The sequence below is a fragment of the Olsenella urininfantis genome, assembly GCF_900155635.1.
In the GTDB taxonomy this organism is placed as follows: domain Bacteria; phylum Actinomycetota; class Coriobacteriia; order Coriobacteriales; family Atopobiaceae; genus Olsenella_G; species Olsenella_G urininfantis.
In genome coordinates this window covers 71,026-92,891 of sequence record NZ_LT732540.1, presented here as the reverse complement: position 1 = coordinate 92,891, position 21,866 = coordinate 71,026, and the positions used below count along the sequence as shown (strand labels likewise).

The following is a 21,866-nucleotide window of genomic DNA, read 5'->3' as shown; positions in this document are numbered from 1 at the left end:
GGAAGCGGCGCCAGCGGGGTGGGGCGCACTCGGACTCGAGAGTAACAAATCCCGAGTGAAGAGTGACAGCCCTGAGCTGGGGAAATAGCTTTTCCGCATGTAACTGACTACATTGCAGCCAAGCTATCTTTGAAACCCTGTTGAATTTTTCTCATTGGAAGCCTTGTAATCCATGCTTACTTTCAATTCACTAATGATGTTTTCGCTGCCGATTAAATTATCTGAATATCGATGAGCAATGTCGTCTAGGCGCGAAAATATATTTTCAAGCTCTTTCACGCTCGACTCACGCCATTCTCCCCAAACGCCCATCACCTTTTTGTCGCTATCAGGTGCACGGGACGAAACTATTTCATCGACCTCTGCTATGCAATTATGTAAACGCTTGCACGTTTCCAAAGAGGCTTGAAAAGCAATGATGGCCTTTTCAAGTCCGTTGATATTGCTTTCGCTGAATGCGAGCTCTGCAGGTGAAATTGCCTCTGAGGTATCAGGATCATTCATGTGATTCATAAGAGTGCTAAGCTGATAAGTCTTTTTTATCAGACTGCAGCCATTGGAAACGAACACTACCTCAATGCGCTTGACCGGTCCATTGTACAGAAGCCACCATTCTATAAGGTGCTCATCTGATTCTAAATCGCACTTCATGAGATCTCGAATACAGCTTGCAGCCACTTCTGAGAATGGAACGCCCGATGATGCTTTGTAGGTAGTTTTGAATAGATCACCGCAAATCACTGCGGTCTCCACATCCGGTTCTGTACTGAATCTATTTACAAGAAGAGGCTTGAGCTTCTGTAATACCTTGGCTCTATAGGCTTGTCTGAAGAGTGTCTTCTCCTGCTTCTTGTCTTTCCTGCACCATAAATAGTTCCAGTAAACGGCATGCTGAAACAGTTTTTCTTCCTGCTTCTCACTTATTAAGCACCTTCCTCCGAAAAGGTTCGTAAATTCGGCATCGCAGATTTCGGATTTAGCGCAAGCCTGTGCAATGTTACTTACAGCTACTGTCGACGGGCGCTTGCCACAGTTAAGCACATATAAGATCATGTCATTAATACTATTAAAGTGGTTTTGCAGGTTTAATAGGAATCTTCTCGTGTCACTCAAGACAGGATTCGTCTCTCTCGTCAATCCAAAAGCGGGTGCTTTTTCTGTTGCGCTGCCATCATTCCTATCTGTATCAAATGCTTTTGTTTGCCCAGAATTGAATGCGTAGGTGTCCAACGCACAGATCGGTAGGTTCACGTCAACAACGTCTAATTCCTCTTTTGCCTTTGTGGCTTCATCATTAAATCGTTCCTGCAACTTTCCAACAGCCTTCTTGTCTCCACTAAGTAAGGCGTCTACTAGATGTGAACAAGTATCCAAAGCTCTAATCGAGTCAGAAACAGTATTTTTCAAAGACTCTTCCAGTTCTTTCCAATCTTTCGCGATGCCGTCGTCGAGCTTGCACATTCCGATGTAATACCGATTAATAAGCTTCAGCCAGTTAAGTGGAAGATTTTTCTCAGGGATATGTTTTTCGCAATCGGGAATTTCTACACCACCGGCCAACGGTTTGATTCCAGCATATTGCACGCAGTACCTTCCGCATTGCGGAAACAGCCGCCTTAAATCGCATACAGCTTTCATGACCACATCATTTGGCTGGTAGCTACTGTCAAGGGCAGATGGGTTCCCGCTCTCAAGGTTGCTGCTTATCCTCGGAGCGATTATTGCGCTAACTTGGTGCACTAAACCATCAGCATTAAGGCATCCGGAGGGTATTTCTTCGTAGCTTTCGCCACTTTCTTCCAGCACCTCTTTTGGTATCAGCTCCGACGAGTCGAGCCAAACTATGCCATCTCTTTGACAGGTCTTAAGTAAGATTGCTTGGCGGTCTTCGCTGCTAATGTCTATATCAATGATGCTGTAGCCAACGAGTAGGTCTAGAACGTGATTTACATCTACTGATGCTAGATTATCAACGTGAGCTAGAGCGTCGGTTTTGCTATCAGAAATTAAATGTCCGAAGCCCCTGCTTCCCACATACGCAAGAACGAAACCGGCTTCGGATGCTTGACTGGGAAGTAAGTCGACTGCTGGAAGGCGTTGTGCTAATTTCGAAAGAAATCGATCGGTTGCTCTATATTCGGCTTTTCGACAAGCTAACTGAGCGACTAAAGCACAAGCAGACTCTTTAATAGCGCTATCTGGAAATAATTCCAGTATGGGTTGCCAATTCTTTTGATTTTTCGCACTCGTTATATCTCCAGCCATCATACTTAACAGGAATACGGGTAGCTTTTCATTAATCATTTGTTGCCGCAAATCAGCGGTAGAACAATAGAAACGTCGTGCATCCTTCCAAACCATTACGCGTAATGCCTGAGCTGAAGACTTCCAGGATGCTTGGGAAATATCAAGCAAGGTATCCAGGCCGTCTTTGCTAAATGATTTTTTCGAAAGATAGGGAATAAGTATGCAGCCAAAATCGCCGGAGGCACATTTGGCTGCATTCAGAACGAGTTCTTCTTCATCCTGGTAGAGCATGGGAGCAATGATTTCGACGAGTAGCTTTGAACGGTATGGGTGCATGGGGAACACCAGACCATACTCTGCATCCGATCGCAAGAGCATCTCGTTCTCTAGAATCTCGAGTATGTTCTGTACGTCGTTTAGTTTCGACGCGCTTTTGAGCCTTGAAATGGACGAAGGGAGCCCGTATTCACCAGCGGCACTTGCAAGGTAAAGGAAAGTCAGCCAGTTATCGCATCCTGTTATACGCAACTGTCTTACCTGCCCCTCAAGCTTCTGGCGAAGAGAGACATCATGGCTGAGGGAGTAAATGAACTCCATCAGGGGTCCCTTTCCTCCGAATGATTTCCACGCACTCTCAAACGATGGAAACAGTGAACTATTGAGATGTTTGTATAAATGTTCAGCTTCATGTTTATCGAATAGCAGGAAGACATCAGAGCTTCCGATTTTTGATGTATCGTAGCAGGCTCTGGCGGCATCATCCTCGCGGACGCTGACGAGTAGTTTCAAATTAGGGCGATTGAGGCGATTGATCTCAGTGCATAAATCCACCCATCCTGTATCAGCCCCAGCTTCAATGTATGCATAGACTTTACCTTGATTAGCCGCAAGCCCTCTAAGTGCGGCGGCAATTCCCGAAGCATTTGCAGGCGACACTCCATTAAGCAAATAAATATCTGAAATGGCGTTGCGACTCATCAGCCAGCGATAGCAGAGTGTTGATTTTCCTTGCCCGGAAGCAGCGCGGACGACAACTATATTTTTAGACTCAAAGGCTTCGCTAATTTTCGATTGCCAGGTTGAGCGCTCTACATCTAGGTTCAAGGCAATATGTTCCGGCATTGCGCTTGCGCCGGACCGATATGCGGCTTCCAGCTCTGAAACGTTATGCTCACTGCCAGCAAGATATTGAGACAAAGGAACAATCGCGTAGCCGTAGTTTTCAAGATAGCCGCGGGCTGAAGACGCCTGCAATGCAAAGTTTGCTAGTTTTGTCTGCCACTCTCGATCGGTAATTCTTATTCGGCATCGACAACAGGAGTATATGTAGCTCATGACGTAGTCGCGTGCCAACCCAACAGCGGCTCCTGTTTCAATACGATTACTGAGCTGCTGCTCAAGCAGTGATATAAGAGACTGCTCATCAGCTTGCTCAACGCTTAAGTGCCCTTGGAGCCATTCGCAGAAATCGTCTGGGTATCCATATTTCTCAATCATTTTCTGGCTGATGGAACCTTCTGCTTGCAAGCCCCCAGTGACATCACTCATTTCGTGATCGAGACTTCCGAAAATAATTACGCGAGCCCTGATATCCAGGTCTTGTTTCCAGAATGCGTATATATGGCCGAAGAAAGAGTCGTCTTTCTCCAGGTCGGTGTCTTTAGCTTTAGGATTCAGATTGCTGAGGTGGAAAGCATTGGATTTACAGCTCTTGACTTGAATTAATTCTATGCACTCTTTATATGTTCCACCTCCTGTTACCACCGTCAAATCCTCTATGGTCTCGGGGAGGAAGATGAGGCCATCATTTTTGCGTTGGGCCACTCTTGCGCCTATATAAAGCGCTTGAAGCCAGTACCCTCGCCATGCGCTTTCTGCTCCGCGAGCTGATCGCAAAGCTAGTCTGTGAACATTATCGAGAGCGATTTGCAGCTCGTCTGTAATTGCGTCGTCTTTCATGGCCTTCCTTGCTTGCGCTTGTAACTAAGTGAGCTCATCCCACGTGTTGTCATACGAGTAAGAAAGTGTGAGCTATTCAAATGTGGCTAGAACTTCTTTTGCCATCTCACAGCACTGCGCTAGCTCAATGCCTGCTGCATAGGGATTCTTCTTCGCGTACTTGTCCCACAGCACAAGCATCGCCTTGTCGGTTGCTACCTTGTCGAGAATCGTCTGCCAGTGTGCCATCATCTCCGTGCTCCCGCGTTTGGCACACGTGCGCTCTAGGGCTTCCCGCAACGTGGGGATCTCGCACTTGTCGCCCCTGGTTCTCCAGAGAAGGAGTATGTCGTAGAAGTCGCGCAGTCTCGTGTTGGTCACGCCGCGCGAGACAACGGTCTCGAGCTTCTCGGCGAACACGGTCTCGAGCGGATAGGACATCAGCCTGACGCTTCCCCCGTCGAACAGGAGCGGGTAGTCGTAGGCGACGGGGCCGGGCGTGATGCTGTCGCCCGTGGTGACGTCGATCCTGAGGGGCACCGCCATAGGCGGATGCACCGCCTTGAGGTACACGCGTATGCCCGGGTAATCGTCGGTCTCTCTGATGTCCTCGGTACGGTCGAACTCGAAGGCCCAGTCGTCGTCGGCGTCGATGGCTGCCACCTCGCGGAAAACCTTCTCGGCGGATTCACGCGTCAGCGTGAAGCCGGTGATCGTCGTGTCGAGGTCCATCGTCGTCCTAGACGCCACACCCACGAGAGAGGAGATGAGCATTCCGCCCTTGATGACGACGTTGTCGCGCCATTTGGATTTCGAGAGGCGCTCGAGGAGCCTCTCGAAGAGATAGCTCTGCATCAGGGACTGTGCGGGGATACCAGCCTCCTTCGCTCGGGTGTTGATGCGCGCCTTGAGCTGCATCACGTTCTTGGTTCTCACAGCAGCACCTCCAGGTAGTTGCGGATCTTTAGCTCAACGCCGAGGTCTCGGGCGTAAGAAATCAGCTTCATGGGGTTGCGGTCCTTGCTTCGCACGTAGGCCTTCATCGCCGGGGTGACAAGCTGGACGTCCGGCGTGCCCTGACCACGTAAAAGGTCGCAGAGCGTCCGCTCGACATCGTACGCCTTGACCGTGTTGCCGTATTCCGTTCGAATATCGCAGAGTCCGAGGTCGAGGACGCCATCGGCACAGGTGCGGCATGCGATCCCCGCCGCCTTGGCCGCGCTCGTGTTGTAGCTTCTGGGGAAGGTCATCGTCAGAGTAAAGGACGAGCGGTCCGTCATGTCGTGGAGGAAGAGTGCTGTGTCGTCCGAGAAGATTCCGCGGGAAAAGCGATGCTGCGCGATGTAGAGGGGGTCCTCCCACACGTCGGGAAGCGCGTAGAGGCCACGGTCTATCTGGACGAGTTCTCCGGCGCGCACGGCTTCCGTGAGCTTGCGCCGGGGAATGCCGGCGTCCGTCGCCTGTGCCGAGGTGACGTAGCCGTTGTGATGCGCTGCTATGTCCATCAAAGTTTCCGTGGCATCTCCTTCCGAGATGTACTACTGTGCTGATCATTATCTAATATTCAGCATGAATGTACAAGCGCGATGTGAAGCAGTAACGATTGCGAAGGAATCGTCACTCTCGCATTGCTAGTGCCGATTTTCGGGGGTCAAAATGGGTCCAAAATCGCCTATTGCACACAGTGTTGAGAGTGACAAACGGCTCTTTGAAGGGCCTCAAAAAAAACAGCCCGAAATCGACGGAAATCGCGGATTTTGGCGATTTGTCACTCTTCACTCCTACCTGCGGTTTTGCAAAACGAGAGGCCGAAAAAGCGGGGTGACTACAAAGTGACTACATGGCCTGCCCCAAAACTCGCTTGCGGCTAAAAAGCGATGAAAATACTCTTCTCGCTTTGACATGTTCTGGCATCTAGTCGCTCCTCTTGGCAACGAGTCGCAACTAGTCACCCCAGCGCGGTTGAATGAAGAGTATTTCCGCAGGTTAACACCCATAAAATAAGCCCCGAAATCCGAAGATTCCGAGGCTTATCCGCGTTTGTCACTCCACGAAAGCCCCAGTAGCTTTGTCCAATGCAGGGCACTAGTTGCAAGCCACCGCGACTAGACGTGCAGGATGAGGCTGGATGAAATGGGCTATTTCCTACTCCCACTCGATCGTTGCAGTTTTCCATTTGGCGTTAGCTGATTCCACCTCGTGCCGCCTCGTCCGTCTCGTGCTGCCTCGTTCGAATCATTCCCGAATCAGCCGTTGATTCGGACGGGAAGGAATAATTGCACCCTTGCTGGGGAAACGTGCTTTTTCGGACTTGATTATTCCCCGAAATCCCAACGGGAGTAATAGCGGGTGGCTTAGAAATCGGCCTCTTCCCTCGAATCAGCATCGGACGGACGCCAGTATGGACGGGCTTACTACGATGCGTTCGATAAGCTATGCATGCATTGATGAGGAGATTACCTGTCTTTGCGCCGAGCGGCTTTTCCGGCATGCTCTCCTGCTTCTTCAACCTTATTGCGCCTTCATTGCATGAGATAATACATAATCATCGACGATGGAAAGGGTGCGCGTATGAAGCCTGAATGTTTATCAGGGTAGCTGTTATTCAATACGGTTCGACTCACAGCTAGCAACGGTAGCTGTGGCACTGGATCGTACTTCAACTTCCAAGCAAACGGAAAGACCTTTCCAACCATCATCACTAACAAGCACGTCATTAACAACAACCCAGGCGAGGAAATGACATTCTTCGTTCATCTGGCTGGAGAGGGCGGCTCAACCGAAGAGAGTTACCGATTTACGTACAAGGCACAATGGATTTTCCATCCCACACACGACTTGGCATTTTGCTTCGCAGCTCCCGTCTTCAGTGCTGTCAAGCAAATTACGGGTAAAGACGTCTTCTATATCGGGAACGACATGAGCATTATTGCAACGGAAGAAAAGTTGAGAAACGTTCGCGCGGTCGAGGAATTGACCATGGTCGGTTATCCCGTCGGATTGTGGGACGAGGTTAACAACCTTCCGATTTTCCGGCACGGCTACACTGCATCACATCCAGCCTATGACTTCAACAGCCCTGGAATTGGGCTTGTTGACATGGCGTGCTTCCCTGGATCTTCGGGTTCGCCTGTCTATATCCTCAATGAAGGAAGCTTTCAAGACAAACACGGCAGTATGAATATCGGCATTTCGAGATTGATCTTCCTCGGCATAATCTATGCAGGTCCTGAATATACGGCAGCTGGAAAGCTGCAGATACGAGATGTTCCGACGAAAATGATGGTTGAGCCCCAGACCAATATAATGACCAACCTTGGCTACTACATCCGAGCCCACGAATTGAACGCCTTTCAGGAAATTATCGACGGCATAGACTAACGTCGCCCGCATATAAGGCCGTGGCGCGCCAACGCCTTCGATTAGCCTGAGCAGACTTCACCATGATTGTATTGCCCGTGAAAGAAAGAGGGTAGGGCGGCCAGAAAGAAATTAGGCTAGCGAAACACGCGCGATCTCAATTTATCGTATGGCGATGAGAGCCCCCGATGCTCTTTGGGTCATCAGTAGCCATGGGGCCATCCTGTCTTATCTCTCGACTTTCTTGTTGCGAGACGTCCCTTAGACAATCCCCGCCTTCTCAAAATGCTTTCTCATGATCTTTAGCGAGACGAACGCACCTACAAGGCTCATCACCGCCGTAAGGACAACCATTCCGACGTACATGGGACCCGAGAACATCGCGACGAACTGCGCCATGGTCTCATCGGTGAGTCGCAGTATTTCTTGGCGCTCGGAAAGATACTGAGCAGCTGAAAGGTATATGGGAAGGGTGTAGAGCGCCGACTGCAGCGTGCAACCGACGACGTAAGCCGCAACGAGACCTTTCCTGTTCGAGTACCCGATCCGCGTGGCAACCACCTCCGCAAGGGCCCAGCCCGCGATACTGCCGATGACACCGAAGACGTTTGCCGCCATCAGGCCGGGCAGCACGTTTATGGTCCCCATGATGAGGAAGGTCCCGGTCTTCCTGACTTTTGCGGCAAGGAGCAGATAGGCTATCGATGTGAAGAAGCAGACGATGGGTATGTTGGCGACTGTCCCCACGACGGTAAGACCAGCGACGCCTCCCACTACGAAGAAGATTAGGAGGGACAGCGCTCCGAAGACGCCAATGGATACGAGATCTCGAGCCCCTATGGTCGAGGTTCCGTCTTTTTTCATAATGAGTCCTTTCTTCCGTTCTGGTTTAAGACGTACAAGTTTGACAAGGCAAGTCTCGTCCTGAGCCCCTCTATCGCGGTCCGAATTGAAGCCACGCAAGCACTCCGGTTGCCAGGAGGGTCAAGGCGGCCGCCACGGCGTCCCTTCCTCCGAAAGACAGGGGCTGCAGCACCGTCGCTTGGGTCTCGCCGTCTAAGCCGCGGGCAAGCGCGGATGCCGCCAGCTCATCGGATATCCTCACGCTCCTCATAAGGAGCGGAACTATCAGAAGCTCGCATGTGAGAGCTGGGTGTCGGAATGCGAACCCTCCTCCTGCGAGCCCGCGCCGCGTCTTTAGGCTTTCCATGAGATGCGAGGCGTCCCTGCGTATAGTTGGGAAGAATCGCAGAATGACCATGCATGGAATGAGAACCGCCTGCGGAGTTTCCATAGACTGCAGCGCAGCGAGAAGATCCTGCATCGAGGCCAGTTTAGAAAGGGAGACGCCCAGGAGAGCCAGAACTACGAACTTCTGGGCCATGTAGCTCAGCATGACCACAGCGGTCATAAGCGTTGTGCTTCCGGCTCCCTCGGCAAGAGCCATCACGGCGGCTATGAGGCCATAGGCGGCAGATAGGGCGATGCACGGCCGCCATGCCCCGGAGACGAGCGCGCATGCCGCACCGATGGCACATGCCGCATGGGCTGCTTCCGGTCGGTTGGAAAGCACTGCAGCAGTGCCCAGAAGGCAGATTGAGAGCAGGGCCGTTCGCGGGTCTATGCGCCTGTATGAGCGCCCCATTGCACACCTCCCTTCCAAAGCGACCTCAAGAGCCTCTCTCGCGCCGAGCCGTCAAGGGAGAAGTCGTCGATGATGGCCCCATCCCTCAGACGGAGGATGCGATCACAGGCAGAGAGGAGGAACTCAGGATCGTGCGAGACGGTGAATACGACGCTTCCCGATTGTGCGAGCGATCGGATCGCAGAAGAGACTCTCTCCATGTTCTCCCTGTCCAAGCCGCTCGTCGGCTCGTCGAAGAAATAGGTGGCAGTCTCATCGACGAGGGCACATGCTATTGTGAGGCGCTGCTTCTGCCCTCGCGAAAGCGTTGCGGGATGAGCTTCCCTCATATCCCATAGCCCCAGCTTTCTGAGTGCTCGCTCACAGGCATCGGCGTCTCTCCGCCCGCCCAACGAGAGCTCTCCCAGCACGCTATCGGAGAAAAGCTGGTAGTCGGGATCCTGCATGACCAGCCGGATGCGCCCCAGCCGCTCCTTTGGCGAAAGGGGCCTGCCGTCTACGGACACGGTGCCCCTATCCTCTTTCTCAAGTCCGCAGCACAGGCGCGACAGAGTTGTCTTCCCCGCACCGTTTTCCCCTATGATTCCGATTACCTCGCCGAATCGGGCGGAGAAACTCAGCGGGCCGATGGTGCGGGGTTCGCCCGGTGTCGACCCGGCGTTCCTCGTCGAATGCTGTGAGCCGTATGAGACCGTAAGATTATTTATCTCGAAGACCGCATTCTCACGCTTTGACAAGGTCGGCTCGTGGTTGGGCATAGCGTTTAACGCCGACTTCAGCTGCAAGCTCCTTAGACCCATATGGGCGAGCGTGGCGTCGTCGAGGGACAACGCACTGGCTGCGTCGTATACGTGGGATACAGCACCGTCTTCGATGACGACCATCCGGTCGATGAGGTCAGACAGATAGAAGAGTCGGTGCTCCAGAACGATGACAGTCTTTCCCTCGCGTTTCAGCTCGGATAGTGTCTTCCTGAGGGTCTCCACGGCCCCCATATCGAGGTTTGCGGACGGCTCGTCGAAGACGTACACGGAAGGCCCCATCGCATAGCAGGAGGCTATGGCCACCAGCTGCATCTCTCCGCTCGAGAGCTCGAACACGCTCCTATCCCGCAGGCGCTGGATGCTCATGCGCCGGAATGCGCTTTCGACCCGCTGCGCGACATCGTTGCGTGGCAGTCCCGCGTTCACGCAGCCGAATGCCACCTCGCTCGTCGTGTCGGTCATGAAGAACTGGCTGCGGGGGTCCTGGAAAACCGAGCCGACCATCCTTCCGATGTCTCCGATTCCCATCTCGCGCGTTTCCGTTCCGCCGACTCTCGCCGTTCCTTCCAGCTCGCCCTCGTAGAAATGAGGGATAAGACCGTTTATGAGCCGTGCGACCGTGGTTTTCCCGCAGCCGCTTCTTCCTGTCAGGAGCACGAACTCGCCTTCATGGATATTCAAGTCGACGCTGTGGATAGCATTGCTGCTCTTTCCCGAGTACCGGAACGTCGCCTTGCCGAGGGCTACATGCGCAGGGGCGCTCATGCCCGGCCCTCTGCCTTGGTTCCCTGCTCCCAGAGAGCCCGATAATAGCCAGGCCTCTCCTCGAGGAGCTGTTCGTGGGTGCCCCTCTGCACGATTTCCCCCTGTCGCATCACGATTATCTGGTCTGCAGAGCGGATGGTGCTCAGATGGTGCGCCACCACGAGCACTGTTCTGTTCTGCGCGAGCGCAGAAACGGCTTTCTGCATGAGCACCTCGTTAACCGGATCTACGCTGCTCGTCATCTCGTCGAGTACGAGGATGGGGGCGTCCTTTAGGAACGCCCGAGCGACGGACAACCTCTGCTTCTGCCCGCCTGAGAGACCCACGCCGTTCTCCCCGATGGGCGTCTCGTAACCCTGTGGGAGCGACATCACGAACTCGTGGATGCACGCCTTCTTGGCCGCCTCCACCACTTCCTCGTGCGTCGCATCAGCCCTGCCGATGCGGATATTCCCCTCGATGGTGTCGGCGAAGAGCCGCACATCCTGCATGACGATGCTGATAGAGGCCAGAAGGTCGTCGTAGGGGATGTCCCTCACGTCCACGCCGCCGACGCTCACGCTTCCCGCATCTACGTCCCAGAATCTCAGCAGGAGGTTGGTCAGTGTGCTCTTGCCCGACCCGGACTCGCCTACGAGTGCCGTCATGGTATGTTCGGGGACCGTGAACGTTGCCTCGGGCAACTCGAAAGAGTCCCTTCCATAGGAGAAGCGCACCTGATCGAACCTGATCGAGTGCGACGAAGGCACACGCGGCTCATCGGGCTCGGGGACAGAGGACGCTCGGATGATCTTCTCTATCCTGCGGAAGCTGTCCCTCACCTTGAGATAGCTCATCCAATGCGACTCCATTGCAAAGAAGGGCTTGTAGAACTCCACGCTCGCGATGATGAAGCCGATGTAGACGAACAGGGGCAGGGAACCGTTCTGCACGAGCAGGGCGCCGCCCGCCGCCATGACTACGAAGGCAAGGTCCGCTACAAGGCTGTAGGCGGACAGGACCAGCGCCCTGTTCCGCGACGCCGCCTTGCTGCTCTCGCCGAAGCTCGCCACCGTCGCCTCGAGCCTGCGGTCGAGAGTCTCGCTTTCGGCAAAGGCCTTCAGAAGCGGGATGCCCTTCACGTACTCGACGAACAGGCTCGTCATGTCCGCCGCGTCATCCCCGCATCTTCCTTCGAGGGCCTGGGCCTTCCTCAGCCCTGCTGCAAGGAGTGCGAGCGCAGCGGGCAGGGTCGATACCGTGAGCAGCGCCATGCGCCAATCGACGAGGATCGCAGCCACGAGCAGAATCGCCGCGACGATGAAGTCGGCTGCCATCCTCGTCCATAGGTGCCCCACCACCATCTCCATGTTGTCGATGTCCTTGTGAACAATATCGCCGATCTCGCCTAGTCGCTCTCCCGTGTAGAAACCGAGGGAAAGCGACTTCAGCCGCCTGACGACGGCGATCCTGATCTCAAGCACAAGGTCGAAACCCGCGCAATGCTTCTGCTTGTCTGCCACGATGCTGCTTGCTCCTTTGACGAGGAGAAGGCAGATGAGCGCCACCCAGTAGGGAGCGAGGTCGACCGGTCCGACCAGGACCGAATAGATAGCCGCGAGGACGACGAAGGCCATCGCCACGCTGGCTAGTGCATAAATCGTGAAAGCGGCGATGCTTGTGGACATCATGCGCCGGCCAGCGGGGGTCATCCGTTCTAGGATCTCCCTTACCATGATGCGACCTCCCTGATATCCCAGTTGTCCACCTGCTTTTGCTTGGCGACCATCTCCTGATAGAGAGGACAGGTAGACATGAGCTCTTCGTGGGTTCCAGCTCCGGCGATGCGGCCTTCCCTCATCACGACGATCTGCTCCGCTCCACGAACGGCGTTCAGGTGGTGGGCTATGGTCACGACAGTCTTGTCGCGCGACAGGTCGTCTATCGCCTCCTGTATGAGGGCCTCGTTCTCGGCGTCGACCGCGGCCGTCGCTTCGTCGAGGATGATGACGGGAGCGTCTTTCAGCATCACCCGGGCAATCGAGATGCGCTGACGCTCACCGCCCGAGAGCTGAACGCCGCCCTCGCCAGGGACCGTAGCGTAGCCGTGCGGGAGTCTGGAGATGAAGTCGTGGATACGCGCCCTTTTGGCCGCCTCGACCACATCCTCACGCGTTGCTCCTGGTCGGCCGATGAGGATGTTCTCCTCGATGCTCTGGTTGAAGAGGAACACGTCCTGCTGGACTATGGAGAAGAGGCTCGACACCTGCCTTTCGGAGAGCTGGGAAAGGTCCCGTCCACCCACAGTGACGCGCCCGCTGCCAGGCTGCCAGAATCCCATGATCAAGCTCGCGAGGGTGCTCTTCCCGCATCCCGAGGAACCTACGAGCGCGTTGGTGCTTCCCCTGCGGAACACGAGGTCTATCGAATCGAGAGCCTGCTTCCTCTCGTTGCCGTCTTCCTCGCTCTGCGGGTAGGAGAACGATACTCCGTGCAGCTCTATGTCTCCCATGCGAGGCTCCTCGGAGCTCTCGATAAGGTCTGGGGTCTTGACGCCCAACACCGATTCGATGCCCGTCATCGCCTGGTCGAACATGAAGCGGTAGTGCTGCAGGGTCGCCGTTTTGGCCACCGAGGAGGTGAAGGCCGCGGAGAGCACCATGGCCAAGATGAGGCGTTCGATGGATATGCCGCCCGCGGAGAGAAGCCACGTTCCCGCGATTAGCACGAGCACCGTCCCGGACTCCATGAACAGGGCGATGAGCGCCATGGGGACCGAGACGTCGTTCATCGAGCTCGTCGCCCAGCTCACGTAGTCGCGCGCCGCCCCGACTGTCTCATCGGTCTTGCGCTCTTCCTTCCCGAATGCCTTGACAACAGCTATATTGGCAACGTATTCCATGAGGCTGTTCTGCATGCGGGAGGCGTACTGGGCCACCATCTCGAAGCCCTTCGCCCAAGCGGGCGCCGCCGCCTTCCTCACGAGCCACATGAGGGGCAGGCCCGCCACCATGCACAAGGCGAGCCGCCAGTCTACTACGAGCATGAGGACGAACGCGGCGGCGGGGAACAGAGTGGCCGAGGCCGATTCGGGAAGTCCGTGGGCAAGGTAAACCTCAACCTGCTCCACGTCGTTGCGCATGATGTTCGCGAGATCTCCCGGCCTTCTTACCTGAAAGAAACCCAGGGGGAGCCTCTTAAGATGGCGCACGATGCGCAGGCGGATGTCCGTCAGGCACGAGTACGCCGCCTGATGGGACTTCCATGTTGCTGCGTACATGCACACCGCCTTCCCCGCCACACATGCTGTCATTCCCGCTGCGGCGCAGGCGATCGCCGAGGGCGAGAGGGCCCCTTCCAAAAACAGGTGGACAAGGAAGATCACGAGAACCGTGGGAACGAGCCCAAGAACTGCCCTGGTCAGAAGCAAGGCATTAGATAGCCGGCTTTTCGCCGTCATCTCCCTGACCAACTCCTTTTTGTCTTTCATAGAATTTCTCCTTCAATATTAAACAGAGATTCGATATTGAGAGTAGATTAAGACCTATTACAGTTCGACATGGCTGACTATATCATTATAGAATCAGAATTCAATATTGAATGTCAGGGCATCCGAAAGGGGGTGGCAGAAAGCTCTGTCACAGGGAGTTCACCCCTTCGTAATAGCACTGGGCGATGAGCGCAAGCATCTCGCGAGCTTCATTCTCGCTGCTATAGTGGCGTGCTACTTCCATCAGGCTCTCCACGAAGTTGCTTGCGAGCACATGGGCAAGTAGGTCTGGATAGTGCAGAGTCGAACGCTCGTTCATCATGTATCGGATATGACGCTCGATGCTCTCGACGAAATCGTCCTTCGCATGCTCGTAGGCGGTACCCTGGCTCTTGTCGACGAGGATGACCAGCAGCTTGTGGTGAGCCAACATGTCGAGCAGCGGTCCCTCGGCGGCAATCTGGTACCTCTCAGAGGGCGTGTCCGCAATGATAGATTCTTCCTCGCGCGCGATACGGTCGAAGTCGAGGGGAACGGACGAAACGACTCCCTCGAAGAGCTTCTCCTTGTTCTCGAAGTACGAGTACAGCAGGCTTGCCGACACGTCCGCGATCCTCGCGATGTCCTGCACCTTCGCACTGCGAAAGTCCTTCTCGTAGAACACCTGGACGGCGGCGTCGAGTATGCGCTCGCGCACCTCTTCTTTGAGGACCTGCATGATTTCCTCCTCAAATCCTCTCAATGTTGAATATCGATTCAGTATTGCTCATTCTAGGCGACGCCGAACGAATGTCAAAGAGTGGGGAGACGGTACCGGCGGACTAAGCATGGCTCATTTTCGACCATTTAGCTTGAAGTATTACGTTTGGTTGGCCTGTGCGCCACGACACACAAGACCACGTCGTTGTGGATTTCAGCCCCTAGGGTGTCTCTCGCGACCCGCGCCACCCGCCCGCCTGCCCAGGCGAGTCGAGCCGCCGGCTCGTCGCCCACGCGCGCGAGGCGCTGCCCGCCAGACCGGGGTCGGCCGAGAGATGGGATTACGAGTACGTGCGCAACGGGGTCGCCGACGTGCTCGTGGCGTTCGCGCCGCTGGAGTGCGAGCGGCATGCGCGCCTGACCAGGACGAGGACCCGCGTGGACCTGGCCGAGACGCTGCGGTGGGTGTCGGACGACCTGTTCCCCGAGGCGGAGGGGATCGTCTTGGTCTGGGACAACCCGAGCGCGCACTCCATGGGGTCGCCCTGCGAGGCGTTCCCGCCGGGGGAGGCCGAGCGGCTGGCCTCCCGCTTCGAGGTCCATCACGCGCCCAAGCACGGGAGCTGGCTGGACATGGCGGAGATCGAGATCGGTTGCCTCATGCGGCACGGCCTTCCGGCGCGCGTTGGGAGCTTCGACGAGATGGGGCGCCTCACGGCCGCCTGGGAGGCGGACCGCAACGCACGCGCCCGCACGGTCGAGTGGCGCCTCGCCGTCGACGACGCCCGCGAGAGGCTCGCCCATCTGTATCCGAAGATCGAACTCGAAGAAAAGGAAAAAAAGATATTAACTAATCACTAGCCATCAGGTTTTCTGGGAGGGCAGACAAAAGGACCGGATGATCGGCTGCCGCCGTTGCGCCAAGTTCTTCCGCGCCGGGCAAGGGGGCCGGCGCCAGCATGGCCATTGGCCGCGAGAGACACCCCATGGGGCCGGTCGGCTGACGGCCGGATGGATGAAATGCAGGCCAAACACAACGGCTTTTCACTGAAACTGCCAGATAAGGCGCAACTGTTGCGGTAAGTCCTTCAGTGTTGCGTTGAGATTTTCAATCAACCTCGTTATTTTCTACTGTGACCTTTCGGGCTGAAGGGACCGTCAGGGCTTGTGTTCGCTGGTAAAATAAATGGGCTAAGAAAACAAAAGCGGTTGCAACACCGACCGAGCATGATTCTTCTGCAATTTGGGAAATTTTGTTTCAATCTGAGAAGAACATGGATTTCCAAAGCAGCGCTAAGCGATTCGGAAAGCAATTCGAGCGGCTCCTCGGTTGCCCGAACTAATACTCGACGATTAGGATACGACCGTATGGAACAGATGAGCATGATGGAAGACGATTACGGAAAGATATCCCCTCTGTACATGCAGAGGCTGAAAATCCGGGTGGAAAGCGCACTTTGGGACCTGTTCGACGAATCGAAATACAGACAGGTCGAAGAGTATGTTCGACGCTGGCATGAAGATGACGGCAATTTCTGGGAAAACTTTTCCGTCTACGAAAAGGACGGCCACATAGACCTTGGGCGCACACTTGCAGAAATGCCCAATGATATTCTGATAAAAATGGCAGCCGACATTGGCATCGAGACTCCCGGGCTACTCCCATGCATCCCGATGATGAAGAACATTCTGGGCGAGACCAACGCAAATGCGTATGCGAACTTCGAACGCGCGGTGCGCGATGTTTACGATTATCCCGACCAGTCCGTTGCTCTTGCGGCGTCAACGCTGGAAGGGGTCTTCAAGGCAATTATCCAAAACGTGGACCAGGATGCCTCCGTGGGAAACTTATCTCTCTCAAAACTAACCTCCAAGGTAGTGAAAGAGCTGGTGGACACCTGTGATCCATCTACTCCGCAGGAGGTGAAGACCCTCGCCGCGCAGCTTCGGGGTTTGGGGAGCACAATCGATAATTTGAGGAGCGACAAATCAACGGCACACGGGAAGGCACCAGGTGAGTACGTTGTGGATGATTCCCTCTGGGCTGAAACGGTCGTCAATGTGTCGGCGACACTCGGAATATTCCTATGGAGACTCTACGAACGGCGCACCGGGCGGGAAGCGGAACCGTCAGGGCAGGTTCCAGTGTACTGCGGGGACATCCCGTTCTGATGGTCGGCCCCGAACCTGTGCGAGTTCGGGGCCGATGCTGCGCTGTTATTGAATCCTATCGACAGTGCATTGTTCCAGCAGGTCTTCGATGTTCTTGCGCGTGAAGCGCAGGGGCTGCCTTATGCGCGTGCTGGTCAGGGCGCCGTCCTTGACGAGGCGGTAGACCGTCGTGGTGCTCACCTACAGGTAAGCGGCCAGGTCCTTGATCGTGAGCAGCGGCTCGAGCCCCAGTCTCCATCGTCGCTAGCGTCATGTGAATCGCTCCTCTTTTGGTTGTTCGGGATGCCGCCCCGGGCGCGATGCCCGGGGCGGCATCGGCGTTGCCGGCGAATCGTTACTCGGTCGCGGCGGCGATCGTTCCGGATCCCAGGCAGTTGATGTGGTGCCTCAGGAGCGCCCGGTCCTCGCCGATGACAAGCATCGCGATTTGATCAAAGCGGATGGCGACGTCCACGTTGTCCGGGTCGTCCCTGTGCTGGCCGAGCCACTTGGCCGCGTTGACCTCCATGCGCTCGCGGGCTCCCAGGCTCTCCTCGGGCATTCCCTTCTCGACGCCCCTGCGGGCCTGCACGTCGCAGAACACGATCGCGTCCTCGTCGCGCGCCACCACGTCGATGTAACCTCCGTCCTCGGACTCCCACTCGGTGTCGATGACCTCGTAACCGCGACGGTCGAGGAAGGTTGCCGCTGCCTTGATGGCCTTCTGCTTGAGTTCGAACATGGTTGACCTCCTTGGTTCCCGGCGGTTCGCCCCTTTGGCCTTCCGCCTTGTGGCGCGGCTGACGCTCGGGCTCCGGCGGGCGTGCAGGGGCGGAAAGCGAAGGAGGGCTTGGAAGGCATGTCGTCCTCCGGTGTTTTCTAAAAAGTTTCGCCGGCCCTGGAAAACCGGTCTCCCGGCTAAAGTTTTTCGAAAACATCGCGTGCCCTTGTGCGTCCGGTGGGTTCTGTGCGTCAATGCGTGTCCAAGGCAGGAGCCGAAGGGGTTCCCGCTGGATCCCAGGAGGCTGTCAATCGGACGGGCGGAGGCTCCAAGGTGGCATGTTTCCGCTTCGCGGGTCGGATGTCGTTGCCTGAGTGGGCGTCGGATGGCGAATGCGCAGTGGTGGCTGGGCTGAGGGCTCGAAAGCTCAGCAGGGTGGGGCGCTCGACTTCGAGAAGGGAACGCCCGACGTGGTTGATTCGGGAAGCCGTGCATGTAGGTGGAAGCGGCAAGCATAGAGTTGGGTGAGCACGCTACTGGATACGCGCATGCGAGGAGACCACAGAGCTGACAGCCAACCGACAACGTATGGCCTTGCTGGGCGCGTGATCTGCGGGTGATCTGACCGGACCGCCCCACACCCTGCCAGCCGGCCCATGCGATGCAGGAAACTCCCGAGGGTTTAGCGCGCAGCGGCGCCAGCGGCTCGACGCGAGACAGGTGATGAGGAGGCGTGGGCGGGGCGGTGCAAACAACCCGCAACGAGCCAGTGCCATAGCATGCCAGTTCCCGTGACTGGGCGGCACAGAAAAATTCGTCGACTCGTATGTCGGATGGAGTTTCGATCGTGCAAACACCTGCAGGTTGTCGCTTTGGGATGGCAGCGAGCTACGAGAGCGTCGTTCCTCTCTTCTCTCGTCGTACGAACGAAGCAAGTCCTCATCAACACTAAGTTGGCTTGTACGGGACGGCAGCCTTAACCTCTCAAGACGGATCATGTATGCATCATGCCCTGGTTATGATGCTTTTATGTCCTATGCCTCTGGTAGAATGAATTCATATGTATTGCAACCAGCATTCTGGCGAAGGATGGCCCATGACATATGCAGAACTACTCCAAAGCGGGGCATCAGCCACTGAAATCCAAGCGTTTCTCGCCGAAGGCGACAACGTTCCTGTCACCATGCGGATCCCCAGCAACCTGCGGGACTCCGCGAAGGAGGCTGCGACACTATACGGAATGAACTTCACCTCCTTCGTGAAGCTCTGCATCATCGAGAAGCTTTCAAAGCAAGGGTAGGAGAAGCATGACACCTAACGAGCAGAAAACAGCCGCCAAGAAGTTCGTGGAGCGCTGGCAAGCCGCCGAGGGCAACGAGCAGCGCGAGTCGAACAGCTTCTGGATCGAGCTGTGCTCCCAGGTCCTGGGTATCGCGAACCCCACCCAGCAACTCGACTTCGAGCGCAAGGTGAAGGGCCGCCGAATCGACGTCTTCTACGAGGATCGATCCATCCTGATAGAGAACAAGAGCCGAGGCGTCAGCCTCGACGAGCCGGAGCATCGCGGCAAGGATCGCTACGGCAACAAGCGCCTCGTCACACCGTTCGAGCAGGCCAAGTGGTACGCGGACAACATCACGCCCCGCAGCGTCATGCCCAAGTGGATTATCACCTGCAACTTCGACGAGATTCGCATCCACGACCTGGACAAGGAGGACGCGGAGTCCGATTACGAGACGATCCGACTTGAGGATCTGCCGAACCAGTACCACCGCCTCTCGTTCTTCACCCGCAAGGAGAACAGCCGCCTCGAGCGCGAGAAGCAGCTCTCGGTCAAGGCGGGCGAGGTTGTCGGCAAGCTCTACGACGCATTCGCCAAGGCCTACCGCGATATCGAGCACGACGAGCGCGAGCAGAGGAGTCTGAACATCCTCGTCACCCGCATCGTGTTCCTCCTCTTTGCAGAGGACGCGGAGCTCCTGCAGGAGCGTGAGGCCTTCTACAAGTATCTCAAGGGCTTCCAGGTCAATCACATGCGACAGGCGCTCATCGACCTGTTCGGCGTGCTCAAGACGCCCAGGGAGGAACGCGACTACTACCTCGACCCCGATCTCGCTGCCTTCCCGTACGTCAACGGCGGCCTCTTCGAGGATGAGATCATCATCCCACAGTTCGACGAGAACACGCGCTTCATCCTGCTCCAGGAGGCGTCCGCCGAGTTCGACTGGAAGGACATCAGCCCCACCATCTTCGGCGCGGTCTTCGAGAGCACGCTGAACCCCGAGACCCGCCGAGCGGGCGGCATGCACTACACGTCCATCGAGAACATCCACAAGCTCACTGGGCCGCTCTTCTACGACGCGTTAAGGGACGAGCTGACGGCCATTGAGGGCTTAGCCATCCAGAAGGAGCGCAGGTTCAAGCTGGGGGCGTTTAGAGCCAAACTCGCAAGCCTCAAGTTCCTCGATCCCGCATGTGGCAGCGGCAACTTCCTGACCGAGACGTATCTCTCCCTGCGCAAACTAGAGAACCGCGTGCTGGAGGACCTGTACGGCGGGCAGATGGTCATGGGCGAGCTCGACCCCATCCAGGTGACCACCGACCAGTTCTTCGGCATCGAGATCAATGACTTCGCAGTCGAGGTCGCCAAGACCGCGCTTTGGATCGCCGAACTGCAGATGCTCGACCAGACGCGCGAGATCCTCTCCATGTGGATTGACCCCCTGCCGCTCAAGGCGAACGAGAACATACACGAGGGCAACGCGCTGCGCATGGATTGGGAGGATGTACTGCCCGCGAGCGAGTGCAGCTACGTTGTCGGGAACCCACCCTTTATAGGGCAGGCAATGCAAACTCGACAACAATCGGATGAGGTCACGCGACTGTTCCCAGGGGTGTCTAACGCCGGCAAGCTCGACTATGTTGCCGGCTGGTTCAAACTTGCTGCTCTGTACACCAAGAATGCGTTGACACGCTGTGCGTTCGTGTCTTCGAACTCGATCTGCCAAGGGGAGTCGGTAGCCGCGCTTTGGAAGGGGCTGTTCGACGGGGGCTGTACCATAGATTTCGCCTACACGACGTTCGTCTGGAACAACGAGGCTTCCGACAAAGCGCACGTTCACGTTGTGATAGTTGGCTTTTCGATGTACAACCACGCCTCGTCAAAAACAATTATTGCCGCAGATGGCAGCGTCCGTCCAGCCACTAACATCAACGGATACTTAAAGGACGCTCCTAACGTCTTTGTCCGCAACAGGACGAAGTGCATCAATGCATCGCAGTGCGTCGTAACGCAAGGAAGCCAACCAATGGAAGATGGTCAGCTCAACTTCACGAAAGCGGAGCGGGATGCGTTCGTGACGAAATACCCTGGGACGGAGGCTCTTTTCAAACCCGTGCTTGGAAGTAGGGAGTTCCTGAACGATACGGAGTACACTCGATTTTGCCTCTGGCTTGTAGGGGTTAATCCGTCGGCATACGAGGGAAACCCTGAAATACGAGAGCGCATAGACCACGTGCGCGAGTATCGCATGAACAACAAGATACCGCGCATCCGGAAGACTGCGGATGCGCCGCATCTATTTACGCAAGTCCGGCAACCCGATAGCGAGTATCTCATAATCCCGAGGGTATCTTCGTCTCGCCGTGAGTACATCCCTATCGGATACGTGTCGTCGGATGTGATTGCGAACGACGCTGTTGTAATCGTGACAAACGCAAGCCTCTACGATTTCGGGCTGCTCTCCTCACGCACGCACAACGCGTGGATGCGAACGATTGCCGGTAGGTTGAAGAGCGATTATCGCTACGCGCCCTCCGTGTACTACAACTTCCCATATCCTGACCCATCGGAGGAGCAGCGTGCTCGCGTGGAAGAGGCTGCGCAAAACGTTATTGCTGCCAGGGAATGCCATCCCGATGTACCCCTAGCGAAGATGTACGATCCAGATAAGATGCCCAAGGATCTTCACGCTGCTCATAAGACACTAGACGCAGCTGTCGAAGCTGCTTATGGCATCGATTATAGCGGTGACGAGGAGAAGATTGTCGCCCACCTATTCCAGCTATACGCAAAGATGACGGAAGGCGATGAATAGCCGTGGCAAG

General features: G+C 55.8%; 15 protein-coding genes and 1 pseudogene. 5 read left to right on the top strand and 11 right to left on the bottom strand.

Annotated features, from left to right (window positions below; all coding sequences use genetic code 11):
- Positions 1-123 precede the first annotated feature (123 nt).
- The 3 genes from CZ375_RS08085 to CZ375_RS00425 all read right to left on the bottom strand — a co-directional run bounded on the left by CZ375_RS08085 (position 124) and on the right by CZ375_RS00425 (position 5,690).
- On the bottom strand, positions 124-4,206 hold the full coding sequence (locus tag CZ375_RS08085; RefSeq protein ID WP_143803031.1) for a hypothetical protein: 4,083 nt from the start codon (positions 4,204-4,206) through the stop codon (positions 124-126).
- A 72-nt stretch (positions 4,207-4,278) separates the two neighbouring features.
- Positions 4,279-5,121: a nucleotidyl transferase AbiEii/AbiGii toxin family protein gene (locus CZ375_RS00430; protein ID WP_077597378.1), complete on the bottom strand. Its 843-nt coding sequence runs from the start codon at positions 5,119-5,121 to the stop codon at positions 4,279-4,281.
- Positions 5,118-5,690, bottom strand: coding sequence for a type IV toxin-antitoxin system AbiEi family antitoxin domain-containing protein (locus CZ375_RS00425; RefSeq protein ID WP_077597377.1), 573 nt, complete (start codon positions 5,688-5,690; stop codon positions 5,118-5,120). Before CZ375_RS00425 ends, CZ375_RS00430 begins: the two co-directional genes overlap by 4 nt.
- 1,234 nt (positions 5,691-6,924) lie before the next feature.
- Here CZ375_RS00425 and CZ375_RS00420 point away from each other — a divergent pair.
- On the top strand, positions 6,925-7,566 hold the full coding sequence (locus CZ375_RS00420; RefSeq protein ID WP_200799659.1) for a hypothetical protein: 642 nt from the start codon (positions 6,925-6,927) through the stop codon (positions 7,564-7,566).
- 240 nt (positions 7,567-7,806) lie between these two features.
- Here CZ375_RS00420 and CZ375_RS00415 read toward each other — a convergent pair whose 3' ends face one another.
- From CZ375_RS00415 to CZ375_RS00390, 6 genes are all read right to left on the bottom strand, one after another.
- Positions 7,807-8,409, bottom strand: coding sequence for an MptD family putative ECF transporter S component (locus CZ375_RS00415; protein WP_077597376.1), 603 nt, complete (start codon positions 8,407-8,409; stop codon positions 7,807-7,809).
- Between the two features lie 70 nt (positions 8,410-8,479).
- Complete coding sequence (locus CZ375_RS00410) at positions 8,480-9,190, bottom strand: energy-coupling factor transporter transmembrane component T family protein (RefSeq protein ID WP_077597375.1); 711 nt, start codon at positions 9,188-9,190, stop codon at positions 8,480-8,482.
- A complete protein-coding gene (locus CZ375_RS00405; RefSeq protein WP_077597374.1) occupies positions 9,166-10,719 on the bottom strand; it encodes an ABC transporter ATP-binding protein in 1,554 nt (517 codons plus the stop codon). The genes CZ375_RS00410 and CZ375_RS00405 overlap by 25 nt, the downstream gene beginning before the upstream one ends.
- Positions 10,716-12,434 carry an ABC transporter ATP-binding protein gene (locus CZ375_RS00400; RefSeq protein ID WP_077597373.1) on the bottom strand — a complete coding sequence of 573 codons (1,719 nt, stop codon included), beginning with the start codon at positions 12,432-12,434 and terminating at the stop codon, positions 10,716-10,718. Before CZ375_RS00400 ends, CZ375_RS00405 begins: the two co-directional genes overlap by 4 nt.
- Positions 12,428-14,188 carry an ABC transporter ATP-binding protein gene (locus tag CZ375_RS00395; RefSeq protein ID WP_077597372.1) on the bottom strand — a complete coding sequence of 587 codons (1,761 nt, stop codon included), beginning with the start codon at positions 14,186-14,188 and terminating at the stop codon, positions 12,428-12,430. Before CZ375_RS00395 ends, CZ375_RS00400 begins: the two co-directional genes overlap by 7 nt.
- 148 nt (positions 14,189-14,336) lie before the next feature.
- Complete coding sequence (locus CZ375_RS00390; RefSeq protein ID WP_077597371.1) at positions 14,337-14,906, bottom strand: TetR/AcrR family transcriptional regulator; 570 nt, start codon at positions 14,904-14,906, stop codon at positions 14,337-14,339.
- Between the two features lie 281 nt (positions 14,907-15,187).
- Between CZ375_RS00390 and CZ375_RS00385 the strand changes: the two are divergent.
- Both CZ375_RS00385 and CZ375_RS00380 read left to right on the top strand, forming a co-directional pair.
- Positions 15,188-15,748 (top strand): annotated as a pseudogene (locus tag CZ375_RS00385) (transposase); the annotation flags it as partial.
- Between the two features lie 507 nt (positions 15,749-16,255).
- The gene (locus tag CZ375_RS00380) at positions 16,256-17,059 is read left to right on the top strand and encodes an abortive infection family protein (RefSeq protein ID WP_200799658.1); all 804 of its coding nucleotides are present in this window, start codon (positions 16,256-16,258) and stop codon (positions 17,057-17,059) included.
- Between the two features lie 45 nt (positions 17,060-17,104).
- Here CZ375_RS00380 and CZ375_RS08490 read toward each other — a convergent pair whose 3' ends face one another.
- On the bottom strand, positions 17,105-17,239 hold the full coding sequence (locus tag CZ375_RS08490; protein ID WP_374041712.1) for a helix-turn-helix domain-containing protein: 135 nt from the start codon (positions 17,237-17,239) through the stop codon (positions 17,105-17,107).
- Positions 17,240-17,393: 154 nt separating this feature from the next.
- Positions 17,394-17,780 (bottom strand): YraN family protein, encoded by a 387-nt coding sequence (locus tag CZ375_RS00375; protein WP_077597369.1) that lies wholly within the window; start codon positions 17,778-17,780, stop codon positions 17,394-17,396.
- A 1,075-nt stretch (positions 17,781-18,855) separates the two neighbouring features.
- Between CZ375_RS00375 and CZ375_RS00370 the strand changes: the two genes are divergently transcribed.
- Positions 18,856-19,059: a hypothetical protein gene (locus CZ375_RS00370; protein ID WP_077597368.1), complete on the top strand. Its 204-nt coding sequence runs from the start codon at positions 18,856-18,858 to the stop codon at positions 19,057-19,059.
- A gap of 7 nt (positions 19,060-19,066) precedes the next feature.
- Entirely contained in the window at positions 19,067-21,856 is a 2,790-nt protein-coding gene (locus CZ375_RS00365; RefSeq protein WP_077597367.1) for a DNA methyltransferase, read from the top strand.
- The last annotated feature ends 10 nt before the right edge of the window (positions 21,857-21,866 follow it).

What these genes read in the sequence shown, in the direction of transcription:
- CZ375_RS08085 (WP_143803031.1), bottom strand. Translation starts at nt 4,206, where the DNA reads ATGAAAGACGACGCAATTACAGACGAGCTGCAAATCGCTCTCGATAAT.
- CZ375_RS00425 (WP_077597377.1), bottom strand. Translation starts at nt 5,690, where the DNA reads ATGGACATAGCAGCGCATCACAACGGCTACGTCACCTCGGCACAGGCG.
- CZ375_RS00420 (WP_200799659.1), top strand. Translation starts at nt 6,925, where the DNA reads ATGACATTCTTCGTTCATCTGGCTGGAGAGGGCGGCTCAACCGAAGAG.
- CZ375_RS00415 (WP_077597376.1), bottom strand. Translation starts at nt 8,409, where the DNA reads ATGAAAAAAGACGGAACCTCGACCATAGGGGCTCGAGATCTCGTATCC.
- CZ375_RS00410 (WP_077597375.1), bottom strand. Translation starts at nt 9,190, where the DNA reads ATGGGGCGCTCATACAGGCGCATAGACCCGCGAACGGCCCTGCTCTCA.
- CZ375_RS00405 (WP_077597374.1), bottom strand. Translation starts at nt 10,719, where the DNA reads ATGAGCGCCCCTGCGCATGTAGCCCTCGGCAAGGCGACGTTCCGGTAC.
- CZ375_RS00400 (WP_077597373.1), bottom strand. Translation starts at nt 12,434, where the DNA reads ATGGTAAGGGAGATCCTAGAACGGATGACCCCCGCTGGCCGGCGCATG.
- CZ375_RS00395 (WP_077597372.1), bottom strand. Translation starts at nt 14,188, where the DNA reads ATGAAAGACAAAAAGGAGTTGGTCAGGGAGATGACGGCGAAAAGCCGG.
- CZ375_RS00390 (WP_077597371.1), bottom strand. Translation starts at nt 14,906, where the DNA reads ATGCAGGTCCTCAAAGAAGAGGTGCGCGAGCGCATACTCGACGCCGCC.
- CZ375_RS00380 (WP_200799658.1), top strand. Translation starts at nt 16,256, where the DNA reads ATGGAACAGATGAGCATGATGGAAGACGATTACGGAAAGATATCCCCT.
- CZ375_RS00375 (WP_077597369.1), bottom strand. Translation starts at nt 17,780, where the DNA reads ATGTTCGAACTCAAGCAGAAGGCCATCAAGGCAGCGGCAACCTTCCTC.
- CZ375_RS00370 (WP_077597368.1), top strand. Translation starts at nt 18,856, where the DNA reads ATGACATATGCAGAACTACTCCAAAGCGGGGCATCAGCCACTGAAATC.
- CZ375_RS00365 (WP_077597367.1), top strand. Translation starts at nt 19,067, where the DNA reads ATGACACCTAACGAGCAGAAAACAGCCGCCAAGAAGTTCGTGGAGCGC.